The organism is Nostoc sp. CHAB 5836 (assembly GCF_020829445.1).
Taxonomy (GTDB): Bacteria; Cyanobacteriota; Cyanobacteriia; order Cyanobacteriales; family Nostocaceae; genus Nostoc.
Window position 1 is genome coordinate 1 of sequence record NZ_JAIVFV010000164.1, and the last position, 15,323, is coordinate 15,323.

Annotated in this window: 12 protein-coding genes and 1 pseudogene; 8 read left to right on the forward strand and 5 right to left on the reverse strand. The window is 40.8% G+C overall.

Translation table 11 applies throughout. From position 1 onward, the window contains the following. Positions 1–116 precede the first annotated feature (116 nt). The 3 genes from LC605_RS25125 to LC605_RS25135 form a co-directional block, all read right to left on the reverse strand. On the reverse strand, positions 117–1,445 hold the full coding sequence (locus LC605_RS25125) for an ATP-binding protein (protein WP_229550221.1): 1,329 nt from the start codon (positions 1,443–1,445) through the stop codon (positions 117–119). 97 nt (positions 1,446–1,542) lie between these two features. After that, positions 1,543–2,832, reverse strand: coding sequence for a tellurite resistance TerB C-terminal domain-containing protein (locus tag LC605_RS25130; protein WP_229550222.1), 1,290 nt, complete (start codon positions 2,830–2,832; stop codon positions 1,543–1,545). Positions 2,833–3,108: 276 nt separating this feature from the next. Beyond that, positions 3,109–4,458 carry an ATP-binding protein gene (locus LC605_RS25135; protein WP_229550223.1) on the reverse strand — a complete coding sequence of 450 codons (1,350 nt, stop codon included), beginning with the start codon at positions 4,456–4,458 and terminating at the stop codon, positions 3,109–3,111. A gap of 866 nt (positions 4,459–5,324) precedes the next feature. Between LC605_RS25135 and LC605_RS25140 the strand changes: the two genes are divergently transcribed. Both LC605_RS25140 and LC605_RS25145 read left to right on the forward strand, forming a co-directional pair. Continuing rightward, positions 5,325–6,584, forward strand: a complete 1,260-nt coding sequence (locus LC605_RS25140; RefSeq protein ID WP_229550224.1) for a phosphotransferase family protein — start codon at positions 5,325–5,327, stop codon at positions 6,582–6,584. 112 nt (positions 6,585–6,696) lie between these two features. Beyond that, on the forward strand, positions 6,697–7,785 hold the full coding sequence (locus LC605_RS25145) for a T3SS effector HopA1 family protein (protein ID WP_229550225.1): 1,089 nt from the start codon (positions 6,697–6,699) through the stop codon (positions 7,783–7,785). A 214-nt stretch (positions 7,786–7,999) separates the two neighbouring features. Here LC605_RS25145 and xth read toward each other — a convergent pair whose 3' ends face one another. Continuing rightward, positions 8,000–8,782, reverse strand: coding sequence for an exodeoxyribonuclease III (gene xth / locus LC605_RS25150; protein ID WP_229550226.1), 783 nt, complete (start codon positions 8,780–8,782; stop codon positions 8,000–8,002). A 457-nt stretch (positions 8,783–9,239) separates the two neighbouring features. On the opposite strand from xth, the gene LC605_RS25155 reads away from it, so the two are divergent. From LC605_RS25155 to LC605_RS25180, 6 genes are all read left to right on the forward strand, one after another. Beyond that, on the forward strand, positions 9,240–10,310 hold the full coding sequence (locus LC605_RS25155) for a glycosyltransferase family 4 protein (protein ID WP_229550227.1): 1,071 nt from the start codon (positions 9,240–9,242) through the stop codon (positions 10,308–10,310). A 184-nt stretch (positions 10,311–10,494) separates the two neighbouring features. Next, positions 10,495–10,680, forward strand: a complete 186-nt coding sequence (locus LC605_RS25160) for a hypothetical protein (RefSeq protein WP_229550228.1) — start codon at positions 10,495–10,497, stop codon at positions 10,678–10,680. Positions 10,681–11,122: 442 nt separating this feature from the next. Further along, on the forward strand, positions 11,123–12,145 hold the full coding sequence (locus LC605_RS25165) for a zinc-binding dehydrogenase (RefSeq protein ID WP_229550232.1): 1,023 nt from the start codon (positions 11,123–11,125) through the stop codon (positions 12,143–12,145). A 202-nt stretch (positions 12,146–12,347) separates the two neighbouring features. Next, positions 12,348–13,370 (forward strand): Gfo/Idh/MocA family protein, encoded by a 1,023-nt coding sequence (locus LC605_RS25170; protein WP_229550229.1) that lies wholly within the window; start codon positions 12,348–12,350, stop codon positions 13,368–13,370. Beyond that, a complete protein-coding gene (gene map, locus LC605_RS25175; protein WP_229550230.1) occupies positions 13,370–14,146 on the forward strand; it encodes a type I methionyl aminopeptidase in 777 nt (258 codons plus the stop codon). Before LC605_RS25170 ends, map begins: the two co-directional genes overlap by 1 nt. A gap of 33 nt (positions 14,147–14,179) precedes the next feature. Next, a complete protein-coding gene (locus tag LC605_RS25180; protein ID WP_229550231.1) occupies positions 14,180–14,809 on the forward strand; it encodes a restriction endonuclease subunit R in 630 nt (209 codons plus the stop codon). A 423-nt stretch (positions 14,810–15,232) separates the two neighbouring features. On the opposite strand, the pseudogene LC605_RS25185 reads toward LC605_RS25180, so the two are convergent. After that, positions 15,233–15,323 (reverse strand): annotated as a pseudogene (locus LC605_RS25185) (IS5/IS1182 family transposase); the annotation flags it as partial.

The window sequence follows — 15,323 nt, forward strand, 5'->3', positions numbered from 1 at the left end:
TACTGCAATATCTATATTGAACTGCACATCCACTAATATCTGTATCTTTAAGCATAGCCTATCGACATGGTAATTTATGCGCCAATACCCTTGAGTTAAGCCTGTTAATGATAATATTACAAACTAAATTCTGCTGCACCATCCTCATGCACCTCTCCATCTTTACCCACAGCAATAGGTTTAAATTTAGAGCCATGAATTAATTCACCAAACGCAATTTCTGGATTTTGGTGAAGAATATTTAGCACACTCATAAAATCTCGCACAATTTCCCCTGGTGTAAGTAATGCTTCTGCACCCAAGCGATTAATAATTTCTTGCACAAACTCCTTCAACTCAGGATTTATCAAAGTCTGTTCATAGCCAAAATTGAGTGCATGAATCTCAGCTAAACGTTGCAAAAGCGTCAAAATTTCTGCTTCATTCAACGGGTTCAACCGAATCACTGGCCCTAAATGTTCCTGAACATTAGCTTGTGCAACAAAACGGCTTTCTCTTGTGCGTCTTTGCCAAGCTTGGTCTGCAAAAAGTCCCCGTTTGGGGTCTTCTAAAAATTTAGTTGTTCCACCAACAACAATGCCAAGATGTTCTGCTTTGCACTGCATGGTGTCGTTAAACATTGCTAGGAGTCTATTATAATTCTTTTCCCGTGTTACCGTAGTAGATATTTGATATAAATGTACAGCTTCATCAACTAAAATTAACAGTCCTTTATAGCCAATTTCAGCTACAAATTTCGCAAACAGTTTTATATAGTCATACCAACTATCATCATCGATAATAACGCGCACTCCTAAAGCTGCTTTCGCCTCAACTTTAGTGGTAAATTCTCCCCGCAACCAGCGCATTGCCGCATTTTTTAAATTATCATCATCTAACCGGTAGCCACGCCAATAGGCGATAATCACGCTACCAAAATCAAAACCGTGAACTAAGTCTTCAATATATTGAACGACTTCTCTAATTTTCGATTCAACTTGGTCATCAAAACCATCGTCATTCGGACGCATTTCAGTTTCTTTAACCACTTCTTGTTGAATTTTATTAATCCATCCTTCTAAAATAGAGACTAAAGCACCGCCATCAGGACGAGTTTTTGTAGCTAGATGGATCATTAATTCTCGATAGGTAGCTACACCTTCATTGTTGCTTCCTGCTAATCGGCGTTCCGAAGATAAATCAGCATCAGCTACTACAAAACCTTGTTCCATAGCACGGTTCCGAATTAGTTGCAGTAAAAAACTTTTCCCGGAACCGTAGTTACCAATTATAAAGCGAAATGCTGCTACACCTTCTGCAATATCATCGAGATTTTGTAATAGGCTTTTTAGTTCTTGTTCTCGGCCTACTGCTATATATTCAACTCCTACTCTTGGTACTACCCCCGCACCAAGGGAATTGATTAAAGCAGTGGAGATTTTTTTCGAGATTTTGAGCTTGGCCATGTATTACACTTCACTTTATTCTAAACACACAAGCACGCAGTAAGTTAGGTAAGGTAGATATTCACCTTACTACTAATCTAACAACGGCAATAATAATTTAATTTGACGAAGTATGTCTAGCCATAAGATCTTCATAGGTTGCAATCATTTTTTTGACATAGGTTATATATTCAGGGTAAACTTTGGGAGTTTCCAGATCGGAATCAATTATTAATTCACCAATAGTATCATTTGCCCGTTCATTGATAGAATCGATTAACAGATTCGGCATAGTGATGTTCGCTTCGGCAATTTTTTTTATAGCAGCCTTGGGATTATCTTGTTCGACTATAGCTTTTAGTACTTGTAACTCATATTCGGGAATATTTTCTAAAAAATTAGTCCATTCTTCGGGTATATTCTCCGATGTATCAACTTCCGAAGTATTAATAATGGCTGAAGTTTCAATAATTTCCGAAAAAGGAAATAATTCCAGATCATCTTCTTGGGAATTATCAGACAAAGGCTGTGGATTGAATGTTTCTATTTGTTGAAGTAATTCCCATACTTGATTTTGCAATGAGTCTCGTTCTTCTTGCAATAATGAAACTTGCCCTTGCATCTGCTGGAATTCAGCTTTTTGTTCTGCTAGTTTAATTTGTGAAGAATTCAAGATAGCTTGGATATTTTCTCTTTCAGTTTTTATTGCTATCAGCAATTGATTTTTTTGGGTTGTCTCAGCTTCTAACTCTTGAATTGCAATTCGCAGTTCGTATAGTTTTTCTTCTAATTGGGGTTTTAGTCTGCCTAAAAGAGTTAAATTGCTTTCAATTTCTTGTTTCTCCTGCTGAAGTTCGGAAATTTGACTTTGTAAATTAGTGATTTCAGTACGAGATACATTACAATTCGACTCTAGACGCCGCTTCTCTGTTGTCAGAACAGAAAAAGCATTGTTCAATTCTGCTTGACTTTTATGCAAGTTATTAACTTCAGTTTCCAGGCTATTGATTTCGGTTTCTAACTGCTTCTTTTGTCCGGCAAATGTTCTTAATTCTCGATGTAGACTATCCCTTTGGTTACGGCTTTCTGTGACTTGATTTTGTAGTTGTTGTGACTCTGCATATAATAAGTTATAATGCTCTTTTATTTGATTAATTTCTCTGACAACACGAGCCTTCAATCCCTCCATATCTTTAATTCGTTTGTGGAGAGAACCTAAAACAAACATTTCATAATTTCTGCGTCTTTTATCTACGAATAATGCTGCTGTATATATAGTAACGGCAGTAATTATTCCTGTGAGAAAGGCTTTATTAAAATCCCAGTTTGGGACAAGGCTAAGACCAAAACTCACACTAAAGGCAACTATCCCTAGTATAAATCGATTGCTGATCATTACTGATTGCATATTGCTGGATTTTAGCGAAGTTAAATTATCACAATAGGTAGCTCTCATCGTAATTCGTAATTTGTAATTAAAAAACACATCCACATGAAATACTTAACATAAGTGGAGACGCTGCGCGTAGCAAGATCCCCCAAGGGAAGCTGGGAAACCCTTCCAACACAGTGGCTCCCCAACCTACGCAGTTTAAGGTTTTTGCCCCTAACCCAAGCATATTGGTGCATAACATTGTTGTGTAAATAACAAAAAAGTGCAATCATCAATGAACTAATTTTAATGCTAGGTGTTGGATGTATTGTTATTTGTACCAAAAAGTGTTAATTCTGCTTTTAAAAAATCAACAAACTGCCGTGCTGTGCGCCCAGAACGACCATTGTGGCGAGTTGCCCATTGTAATGCTTGAAATTCCAAATTTTGTTGAGTAATATTAATTTCAGCTTGTGCGGCTAGATGTTGTACAATCTTTAAATAAGTTTTCTGATTGGCTGGTTCAAATGTCAAGGTTAAACCAAAGCGATCGCTAAAGGAAAGTTTCTCCTGCATCGTATCCCAGGCATGGATTTCCTCGTGATCCTTGGGAGTCGGTCTATCCACAAAAAACTCCCGAATCAGGTGGCGGCGGTTAGAAGTAGCGTAAACGACTACATTTTGAGGCCGCGCGGTTAAATTACCTTCTAAAACTACCTTGAGAGCTTTAAAGGCATCATCATCTTCTTCAAAGGAAAGGTCATCGACAAAGATGATAAATTTTTGTGACACACCCCGTAAATGTTCCACAATTTCTGGTAAGTCTTTTAAGTCAGATTTTGCCACTTCCAACAAGCGCAGGCTGCGATTGCTATATTCATTCAACAAAGATTTCACCAAAGAAGATTTGCCAGAACCGCGACTACCATAAAGTAATACGTGCAGTGCCATTTCTCCTGATAATAAAAACTCTGTATTTTTGAGCAAAGAATCTTTTTGAGACTCGTAACCTACAAGGGCACTCAGCTTAATCGGGTCAGAATGCCGAATACCAATAAACTGACCACCTTGCCAGCGTAAGGCGCGATATTCTGCAAATAAACCAGAGCCATATTGCTGATAATAAGCTGCTAACTCTTCTACAGCATCACCCCAATTATCTAACTCTTGTAGATACGTAGCAAACTTGGTCTCTACTCCTACTAATTCTTGCTCTTTATACCACACTACTGGTGAAATTGGCATATGAGCAACGCCCTGTACCCACTCGCTCAAATAAGCGCTGCTACATTCATAGAGACTTTGCAATGCTTGTAAATCATGCTGAACTGCTGCAACTAAAGCTGGGGGTAAATCTTCAAATTCTCGCTGTTGGGCCAGCCTTGTAAAAGGATTATCAGACAAGAGAAGTTGAGTAATTAAATAGTCTTCCCAGTTTTGATTTCTCGCAGCCAAAGCGTGGAAGTAGCTACCATAGGCTTGGAGACAACTCCTTGCATCGGCTTCAGTGTAACGTATAGCTTGCAACAGTTCCAGAAATGCCATCCCCACTTGGTTTTGGAGAACAGATTGGTATAGTAAAAGTGAGGCTGCTTGGCGCTGGAAATGTTGAACCTTTGTATATGAGGAAGTACTTGCCATTGGCATCGCTTGATTATTCATTAATCAACTGTGTGGTATAGCTAAATAGCTATGGTAAATTGTCTGCTGACCCTGGCAGCAAAGTCAAAGTCATCTGACAATTCAGGTTATGTGGAAAAGTCCACCAAAAACCTAAACCCATGAGAAGCATTTTGTAGTGGGGACTTGACTTCACTCCCCAAAGCTAGGACTAAAGTCCTGACTACGAACATTTTTTATTCTTGACAAAAGTATATTTCCATAAGATGCACTCATGTAGCCTTTGTTTGCGATCGCACACACTCATTTACAATTTGTCGATAGCACAAATGACCTGATAACAAGGTTTCCAAACATAAATTCCCAAAGTTAAATCAAAAAATAATTACTAACCGCCTAAAAAGTCCGGTTTTTTTGGCTTTGTGATGATAAATAAAAGTAATACCCTTGAATGTCATGCTTCGTCGCGCGAAGGATTCCTGAAATTATTCGCTGCTTTCAGGATGACTACTGAACAGCAAACAACATCTGGAGATACTTCTTTGATACATCAAAAATATTTACCACACGTACTCTAGATCTACCTAAGTAACTATGCTGATAAAGTGTAAAGATCTCACCGTGTCTTGGAGTAAATTTTAAACCAATTGTGAAGGACTTGGTGCTATTTTGGCAGGTTCTTATCCAAAAGATGCGATATTAGTAGATTGTACAAATCTTTATTCTTATTCGCACATTAGTGCAGCTTGGCACAAATAACTGTCCAGTTGAAAAAGGCGAAAAAATCGGTGAAATAAGCAGTATTCCTCCTGCCTCCTTGCACTAGTTCCTATCTACTGAAAGCTGCTAAAAACAAGCAAATTTGACCCAGGTAAGTTTAAGTAATTTAATGAAGTAGGAAATAATACATGGTATTATCACTGTCTTCTCATAACGTTATGCAGTATCTGCAAGATGCGGGTCTGTGTAACTCCGAAGATGGCGCATCAGACCAATCTGAGTTGCCAGGAAGTAGCAAGAACAATTTTAATTTAGTAGTGACTTTAGCAGATAATCGCCAACTGCTCATTAAACAAGAACGTAACATTAACAACTATGACGCAGCGCCTCATGAATTGTTTCAGGAGTGGCTATTTCACCAGTTGCTCCAACAGTTTCCAGTTCTAGGTAATATTTTAGCGATGCCTACGGCAGTAAACTACGCGCCATTGGTAGTGCATTTTGACGAAGAAAATTCGATTCTCGTCCGCAATTACCTGAGTGAATATGTGGAACTTGCGACATTTTACCACAACAATGAGATTTTTCCACAAGAAATTGCCTGTGCGATCGGGACGACTTTGGCAAGACTGCATCGCGCCACCTACAATCGCCGAGAATATCAAGATTTTATGGCAACTGCTCCCCAAGGAGAGTTTCGCTACGGGTTTTACAATCCAGCCCAAGGGGTAGGGTCAATTGAGCCAGAGATTTTTGGGAGTGTTCCCACGGATGCACTGAAATTCTATGTTCTTTATCAACAGTATGAGAGTTTGGAATCTGCGATCGCTGATTTGGCCTATGACTGGAATCCTTGCTGCTTGACTCACAACGACCTGAAATTGAACAACATTTTGGTTGATTTCAGGCGGGAGAAACTAGATAATTGCTTAGTACGACTAATTGACTGGGAAGCTTGTTCTTGGGGAGACCCAGCCTATGATTTAGGAACTTTACTGGCAAGCTATTTAGGAATTTGGCTCAAGAGCCTGGTAGTAGACCCCACCATTGAGTTAGAAGAATCTCTACATTTGGCGTTGACACCGTTAGAGATTTTACAGCCTTCAATGATTGCCCTAGTTAGGGCTTATGTCAATGCTTTTCCCATGATTTTGGAATACCGTCGTGACTTTATTTTGCGCGTTATCCAATTTGCGGGGCTGGCACTGATTCATCAAATACAGGATACGATTACGTGCTGGAAATACTTTAATAATGCTGACATATGTATGCTTCAAGTAGCTAAAAGTTTACTGACGATGCCGGAGCAAGCTATACTGACCATTTTCGGGATATCAGAATCAGAAATCCTAAATTCTGTGTCAAAAATCCATAAATTTCGTAAACCTGTAAAAGAGCAGCAGTTAGTTCCCATTTATTACGAAAAAACTCGGCTTCGCGGTTGTTAATGGATTTTGCAGAATAATTTCGGAGTCAGAATTCCGAATCATTAATTTGGATAATTCTAGCGCATGATGCTAATCTTTATGTTTTTTTCCAGTTTTATTTTTGAATGGATTAATGCTAAATTACTCTATCAATCAACCGCTAACTTCTCTATTTGACATTGCTCAGAATATTCAGATTGAGTCCAATTTTTGTATTTACCATCCCAATTATCAACCCTTTGCTCTACCAAGTAAAATAGCCGACAGATTTCAGCAAAATTCCATAGATTTACAACAGAAGTATCTAACTTTACTACTGCGGAACTTTCTCTATGGAATCTATTACAATGGCTCCCTGCAAAGTACTTTGGCAGTCAATACTGATAGTACTAATTGCCCATCAAAGCATAATTTAGCAAATAATTCCATTTTGGAGATTGATTGGGACTTTTACGAGCAATTGCACGCCAGTAATCACGGCATAGGTTACTTTGACCCTAGATGGGAGGTGTTGCGAAAAGAACCTGATGGTACTATGGCGGTAACTAAAGGCGGTTTAACACTTTATGTTGAGCCAGACTGCCATCTACAATCCAGTAAAAAATCTACCAAAGTGGGTGATATGGTAGCAATCTGGATGCCCAAAAATCGACTGCAAAACGGCTCTTACTTGGCAGTTAGCAATGTCGGACAGGAACGCCAGAGCAACCCCGATGCTGATTTAGGAGCAGGGCGAATTTACTTTAACTTTACAGCATCTGGCGCGATCGCTCTCATGGAAAGCTTGACTCTGCAATTAAACGCAGCTTCAATTCCCTTTACCTTTGAGGTTCTCCACAATCCTTCTGCATACGAACGCTATGATTCGGGGCTACTCTACTTTGAACTCTCCGACTATCTAGCAATTCGCACCATCCTTCAGGCTGTTTATATAGAAAATCAATCCCATTTCCAGCCCGAAATTCCTTTGTTTACCAAATTTTTAGCACCAGGATTAGGTTTAGCTGAAGAACCAACCCAAAAATTTGCAGCACAAGAAAGTTTTGGGATCAACCGTTGTCAAATCGTCGCTAATGCTTTGGTAGAAGCTTGGCTAAAAGGTAAAAATGCGATGGAGGAACGGATGAGGACGATTGACCAACACTTTGCGCGACACTTAATAGATTTGCAGCGTCCTTATCTCAATCCCACTTCTGAGGACATATATTATCCATTAAATTGATAGAGAGTGGGGGATGAGGGGAGTGCTAAAGGAGAGTAACCCATGCCCCAACACAGTTCAGTTAAGCATTTCTTCCCTCTCTTTCTCTCTTCTCTCTGTGCCCTCTGCGCCTCTGTGGTTCGTAAAAAAAAGAGTTTCAGCCTTAAGTGAACCGTATTGACCCATGCCCTCCCGATGAATTGCGAGAGCTACGTCCGTATTACGGGGGAGTAGTTCACAATTCCACAATTACCGGCGTATGGTCGCTGGGTTGGGTTAATTTTCTGGGTGCGACATCAATGATGCAACTTTTAGCACGCTCATACAGTGTAGGTGTGAGATAGTGATGGTCAATTCGCCAACCTAAGTTGCGACGGAAGGCGGCGGCGCGATAATCCCACCAGCTATAGTTTCCACCTTCTGTGTTGAATTTGCGAAAAGCATCAGCAAATCCCAGTGTCAAAATATCCCTTAAGGCTTGGCGCTCTGTTTCGGTTGCCATAATGTGATTTTCTGTACTCACTTGCTCGTGAATATCCTTATCTTCCAGCGCGATGTTGAAGTCACCGCAGACACAAATTGCCGGTTCCGACAGCACAAGCAACCGCAAATACTCGTGTAGCGCTGTCAACCAGTGCAGTTTGTAGTCGTATTTCTCAGTTCCGACTGCTGCACCATTGGGAACATATAAGTTTACAATCCGAATACCATCAATTACACCTGTAATCACCCGCTTTTGCTCGTCCCATTCGTGGTGTAAATCCGGCAAAATCGCTCTAAACCCGCTACTTACGTCTAAGAGTGGCTGGTGGCTAATCAGGGCTACGCCGTTATAAGATTTTTGTCCTGATATATAAAGGTTATAGCCTAATTGCTCAAAAGGCGATCGCGGAAATTCGGCATCCGCAACTTTGGTTTCTTGCAAGCAGAGAACATCAACAGGATTCAGGGTTAGCCAATTGGTAACTTGTTCAAGGCGAGTGCGAATTGAGTTGACGTTCCAAGTAGCGATTTTCATTAGTTACTTATCAGATTTTTTTTCAATTACTAATTACAAATTATGTAATTTTTGTACAATTACTTAATATTTATAATATATGTTCATTTTGCAATTACGTTTAAATGAAGCTCTAATAAGTTGATCCCACTGAATATTTTAGTATTGTCAGCTACAAAATATCTAAGTTTGTAAGTTATGCTACAAAACATTTTACCTTTTTATGATCCCCAAGACAGATGCAACAAGTAAGATATTAGCTATAGATTAGAAATGTCGCTCAGAGTTGACTTTTGCCGATAGTCCGTTAGATTTTTCGGTAAAATAATTGCGGTACGGTTAACCTTTATTGCGCTTTTGGTAGCCTGTTAGGTTAATTTAAATGTCCAAAGAGTCAGTACAAATGCTCTTTACTCATACAATAATGATGCAACTCATTATTTTGAGGACAATTTCAGAGACTGAACCGAAAAAACTTATGAAAATCGCTCAAGTCGCCCCCTTATGGGAAAGGGTTCCGCCTCCGAATTATGGAGGGATAGAATTGGTAGTGAGTCGCTTGACTGATGAACTTGTTCGTCGCGGTCATGAGGTAACTTTATTTGCCTCTGGCGATTCTCAAACTTTGGCTCGTTTAGAAGCAGTTTATCCGCGTGCATTGCGCTTAGACTCAAATGTGAAAGAGTATGCAGTGTATGAAATGTTAGAACTTAGCCAAGTTTACCAAGGTGCTGCCCAATTCGATATCATCCATTCTCATGTAGGGATTTCGGCACTACCTTTAGCGAGTTTGATAACAGCAACTTCTACAGTCCATACCCTGCACAATAATTTTACAACAGATAACCGTCACGCTTTTAGTTACCACCAAAAGCAACCATACGTTAGCATTAGTAATTCGCAGCGTCAAATCGATCTCAATTATATTGGCACGGTTTATAACGGAATTGAGCTAGAAGATTACCCATTCGTAGCTCAACCATCAAAACCTCCATATTTAGCATTTTTAGGCCGTTTTTCCCCCGAAAAGGGGCCGCAATATGCGATCGCCATTGCAAAACAGAGTGGTTGGCCCTTGAAGATGGCAGGGAAGGTTGATGTCGCAGACTCTAAGTTTTTTGAACAAGAGATTGCCCCCCACATAGACGGTCAGCAAATCGAATATCTCGGCGAAATTAACCACGCTGAAAAAACTGAACTTCTGGGCAATGCTGCCATAACTCTTTTCCCCATTAACTGGCAAGAACCTTTTGGGTTAGTAATGATTGAATCAATGGCAACTGGTACACCAGTGATTGCCATGAATTTCGGCTCTGTACCTGAAGTGATTGTCCACGGTAAAACAGGTTTTACCTGCAATAGCTACGCAGAAATGGCGACAATGATTCCACCAGCTTTGGAACTTAATCGTCTAACCTGTCGAGAATACGTGCAAAACAACTTTAGCGTTAGCCAAATGGTTAACGGATATGAAGCTGTTTACAGACAAATTATTAAAGACCGCATAGAATCGAATGGTCGCATTCATGCTACCAAAACCCAGTTTTAACAAAGTTTGGGGATTTAATTGTCCTGCCTAAAAATGGCAGCACGAATTGAACGCCTAATTAAAATCCTCGTTACAAAACGTAATTGCGTTTGCGGACTTGCGAACGTCATTGCGAATTACTTTAATCAATTGCTTTTTTTACCTAGCTTAAAACAACAACTTTTTTTTCAAGGAGGACATTGGTATGAGTACAAGAGCCAACACCTGCCCATGTTGCGGTGGTTCCCTCCTGCGTCATGCTCGTCACGGTGAACTATATTGGTTTTGCCTGTCGTGCCGACAAGAAGTACCGCTATTAACTGTTACTCGCCTGCCTAATGTGGAAACCCGGAACACCGGAGTGCTTCCCCAGCCAGCAGTGAATACCTAGTACCGCAAGGCGGAAGTCACCCATTCACCCATTCAAAAGTTTTGTATATCAAGGCTTTTGCCAGTTTTAAACTGGTAGCTTGATTTTCGCCATTTTCCATTAATAAAATCCGACTATAAATCAAGACTAATTTAACGCCGTGTGCAACTTTCTCTCAAACCTAACCCCCAACCCCTTCCCTACAAGGGAAGGGGAGTAAAAATCAACAGTTATCAGTTAAGATGGCGTGTTTGGTGTCGTGGTCAAATCCCCGCACTGTTACTGTGACAACTGATAACTGATAACTGTTAACTGTTCACTGATTTAAAGCCTTCCTCCCTGTGGTGAGAGGAATGGAAGTGGGGTTCTAAGGAGAAGTTGCACATCGCGTTAATTTACTTTAAACCTATCAACTAGGCTCAACTGGTAAAATCGGATGGAGCTAATTGATAGGTTTAAAGTTTTGTTAGCAGCGTTACTTCATGGGCAAGAAGATTTACGCCTAGAGGAAGTTCCTGACCCCACTCCTGCGGCTGGCGAAGTTGTCATCCAAGTGGGGGCAGCAACAACTTGTGGTACAGATTTGAAAGTCTGGCGGCGTGGTGGTCATGTCAAAATGCTGAAGCCGCCGACACTGTTTGGTCACGAAGGTGCTGGACAAATTGTTGCCTTGGGTGCGGGGGTGACTAGTTGGCAAGTAGGCGATCGCGTTGTCGCTAATAATTCTGCACCATGCATGGAATGCTTTTTTTGTCAACGTCAAGAGTATTCGTTATGTCCGAATATGACATGGAATAATGGAACTTTTGCCGAATACTTGAAAATTCCTGCACCGATCGTACAGCATAATTTGTTGCAGATTCCTGATGAATTGCCGTGGGAATTGGCAGCGATGACGGAACCTTTAGCTTGTGTGTTACATGGTGTAGCCCGTTCTAACGTCAAAGTTAAAGATCAAGTAGTCATCTTAGGAGATGGGGCGATCGGGCTGATGTTTGTGGCGGCGTTGAGTGGGAAAGCTGAAGTGTTGTTGTGGGGAGGTAATAACCACAGGTTAGCAATTGGTCAGAAATTGGGTGCAGCCCAGACCTTTAATTATCATCAAATCCCGGATATTCCCAGTCTGGTGAAAGAACTTACCCAAGGATGGGGTGCAGATATAGTAATTGAAGCCACTGGTGTACCAAGTGTTTGGGAAACTGCGATCGCCTGCGCCCGTCCTGGTGCAACAGTCAACTTATTCGGTGGATGTCCACGGTATACCAGCATTACCGTCAACACAGAACAGCTACACTATAGCGAACTTACCCTCAAAGGCGTGTTTCATAATACACCAGAGTATGTGCGCTCGGCCTTATCACTGTTAGCTAGTCGCAAAATTCCCTTTGAGTTACTTATTAGTGAACAGCGGCCATTAAAAGATTTAGAACAGGTGTTTTGTGAAATGAAGGCGCGTAAAGTAATTAAGGTGGCGATGATTCCTTAATTTTTTGCGGGATACAACAGACAATAATCCATGATCACCACTATCAGCGTGGGAGAATCAAAAACAGAGCTATTGAGGATCATGTATAATTCAATACGGTTGACTTAAGACTGAAACTGTTTTTTTTACGAACCACAGAGGCGCAGAGAACGCAGAGAAAAGAGAGAAAGAGAAGGAGAAAATGCTTAACTGAACTGTATTGATGTATAATTCAGAGGCAGCTTTGGAACAAGCAAAAGTGCGTGTAGGTTTGGTAGGTACTGGGTATGCGGCAAAGTTTCGAGCTGAGGCATTGCTCCATAATGAGCAAATGCGATCGCATTTAGTCGCAGTTGTTGGTCATACAACAGAGAAAACAGAAAACTTTGCCAGAGAGTACCAGATTGAAGCGTTAAGTTCTTGGCAAGATCTGGTAGAGCGTGAAGATATAGACTTAGTAGTGATCTGTACTATTAATCGAGATCATGGTGCGATCGCTCGTGCAGCACTGACCAATGGCAAAAATGTGATTGTCGAGTATCCTCTTTCGTTGGATGTAGTCGAAGCTGAAGAACTAATTGCCTTAGCCAAAGCACAACAAAAACTCCTCCACGTGGAACACCTAGAACTTTTGGGTGGTTTGCATCAAGCATTGAAGCAAAACTTAGCCAAAATTGGTGAGGTATTTTATGTTCGCTACAGCACCATCAATCCCCAAAATCCTGCACCCCGCAAATGGACTTATAACCACGAGTTGTTCGGTTTTCCCTTAATTGGTGCGCTGTCTCGCCTACATCGTCTCACCGATTTATTTGGTAAAGTATTGACTGTTAACTGTCACCAGCGATATTGGGAAATAGAACCGGAATATTACCAAACTTGTTTCTGCACTAGTCAACTCTGCTTTAATAGTGGACTTTTAGCCCAAGTAGTGTATGGCAAAGGCGAAACTATTTGGCAATCAGAACGCAAGTTTGAAGTTCACGGGGAAAAAGGTGGTTTAATTTTTGATGGCGATACCGGAATTTTCATCCAGTCAGGGGAAACAACACCTATAGAGGTTGGCCCTCGCCGGGGTTTGTTCGCCAAAGACACGAGTATAGTGTTAGACCATCTTTTTGATGGCACTCCTTTATATGTTACCCCAGAGGAGAGCTTATATACCCTAAAGGTTGCTGATGCTGCACAAAGAGCTGCACAGACAGGGTTAACTATATTTATAAAAGATACTTTAGATAAAAGTTGATGAAAACCGAATTAATTGTGATTTTATCCCAGCGAGAATTAGAGAAAATGCGTCAAGCTGGGCGTTTAGCAGCGAAACTTCTCCAGCATATCGAACCGTTTGTGAAGCCAGGGGTTAGCACTCTTCAACTAAATGATGAAGCCGAACGTTGGACGCAAGCGCATGGAGCAAAAAGCGCACCCCTTGGTTATAAGGGCTATCCTAAATCAATTTGCACCAGTGTAAATGAGGTAATTTGTCACGGCATTCCCAATGCCAAGGAAATTCTCAAGGATGGTGACATTATTAATATTGATGTAACGCCGATTGTTGAGGGTTATCACGGCGATACATCTAAGACATTCTTTGTCGGTACTCCTTCGCCAACAACGAGAAAGCTGGTAGAGGTGACAGAGGAATGTTTGCGTTTGGGTATTGCTGAAGTTAAACCTGGGGCACGCATTGGCGACATTGGTGCAGCCATTCAAGAGTATGCTGAAGCACAAGGCTTTTCTGTAGTGCGAGATTTCGTTGGACACGGCATCAGTAACATTTTTCATACTGCGCCGGATATTCCCCACTATGGCACACGCGGTAAGGGCAAGCGCCTCAGACCAGGGATGGTTTTTACCATTGAGCCAATGATTAACGAAGGCACTTACGAAGTCGAAGTTCTGGGCGATAAATGGACTGCGGTAACGCGCGATCGCAAACTTTCTGCTCAATGTGAGCATACCTTAGCTGTAACTGAAGATGGCGTTGAAATCCTCACCCTACCTGAAGGCGAGAATTACTAAACTGGTAGATTTTTCTACGACTTGATTAACATTATGGTTGAAACTCTTGCTGCGGAAAACGTCACACTTGAGCAACTCATATTGCTTTATGGATTAGAGTTAGTTGATTCGGAAGAATTCTTTCGAGAGTGGCAAGATGATCTACCAGAACTGACAAGCTTAGAAAAGCAGCTATTGGATCAAATAAAGGCAGGTTACATAAATTTACGAAACTATCCGCCTTTATTAGAAAATACAGTTAACACGATTGTTTTATCGCCATTGCTATTCATTGGTAAGTTTTATTTACCTCCTTTTCACCTCAAATTAGAGAAATCTATCGAGATTGAAACACCAGACAAGCAAACTATCATCAAAGGACGAATTGACTTCTTACTTCTAAATCAAAAATTCTGGGTAACAGTTATTGAGTCAAAACAGGTTGCTTATTCTGTAGAAGCAGGACTTGACCAAATTCTGGCATATATACTGGCTGCTCCCCAATCACAAGATATAGTATTTGGCATGATTACTTCTGGTGGGAGTTTTATGTTCATTAAACTGCTCAAAGGTCATCCTCCTCGCTATGCCACTTCAGATATTTTTGATGTCCGTAATCGTGGGAATGAGTTATATAATGTACTCAAGATTTTGAAGCGTATTAGTCAATTAACTTTTGCCTGATCAAAGGTAGTCTCACATATTGCACCTAGTCCTGGCGATTAGAAATCGCGGCTATACAAACGAAGTCCACCTCCGTGGACTAAAATAAAATCAAAGGTTTTTAACCCACGGAGGTGGGTAAAGTCTCCTGTAGCTGGGACTTATAGTCGCCTGGTGCTAGATATATAGGAATCATATTTGATTGATGAAAAAATCTAAGTATTTGTAGGGTGTGTTAGGCGTAAGCCGTAACGTTTTTTCGCACCAACGTACTTATATATCTTTTTTGTTTCTTATCTTTGCGTCCAACTCTTACGAGACGCTGCGCGATGGAGGTTCGTTTCCTTATCTATTAGGACTTACGCAAGTGTCACAAAAAATAAAAGCTTCTAGTTTGTAGTAAGGGCTTCAGAGGATGTTTTAAAAGTCAAAACCAGTCAAAAATCATGCCAATCGTCTGACCATAATCCGAATCATCGCAATATAGATAAATGTCTCCGAGGTTTGGGGTAATCTTTCATAATCTTTACTTAAA

Bases quoted from the DNA above. Each gene is read 5' to 3' on its own strand.
- LC605_RS25135 (WP_229550223.1), bottom strand. From the start codon at position 4,458: ATGAATAATCAAGCGATGCCAATGGCAAGTACTTCCTCATATACAAAG.
- xth (WP_229550226.1), bottom strand. From the start codon at position 8,782: ATGAAAATCGCTACTTGGAACGTCAACTCAATTCGCACTCGCCTTGAA.
- map (WP_229550230.1), top strand. From the start codon at position 13,370: ATGAAAACCGAATTAATTGTGATTTTATCCCAGCGAGAATTAGAGAAA.
- LC605_RS25125 (WP_229550221.1), bottom strand. From the start codon at position 1,445: ATGGCCAAGCTCAAAATCTCGAAAAAAATCTCCACTGCTTTAATCAAT.
- LC605_RS25170 (WP_229550229.1), top strand. From the start codon at position 12,348: ATGTATAATTCAGAGGCAGCTTTGGAACAAGCAAAAGTGCGTGTAGGT.
- LC605_RS25130 (WP_229550222.1), bottom strand. From the start codon at position 2,832: ATGCAATCAGTAATGATCAGCAATCGATTTATACTAGGGATAGTTGCC.
- LC605_RS25155 (WP_229550227.1), top strand. From the start codon at position 9,240: ATGAAAATCGCTCAAGTCGCCCCCTTATGGGAAAGGGTTCCGCCTCCG.
- LC605_RS25160 (WP_229550228.1), top strand. From the start codon at position 10,495: ATGAGTACAAGAGCCAACACCTGCCCATGTTGCGGTGGTTCCCTCCTG.
- LC605_RS25140 (WP_229550224.1), top strand. From the start codon at position 5,325: ATGGTATTATCACTGTCTTCTCATAACGTTATGCAGTATCTGCAAGAT.
- LC605_RS25145 (WP_229550225.1), top strand. From the start codon at position 6,697: ATGCTAAATTACTCTATCAATCAACCGCTAACTTCTCTATTTGACATT.
- LC605_RS25180 (WP_229550231.1), top strand. From the start codon at position 14,180: ATGGTTGAAACTCTTGCTGCGGAAAACGTCACACTTGAGCAACTCATA.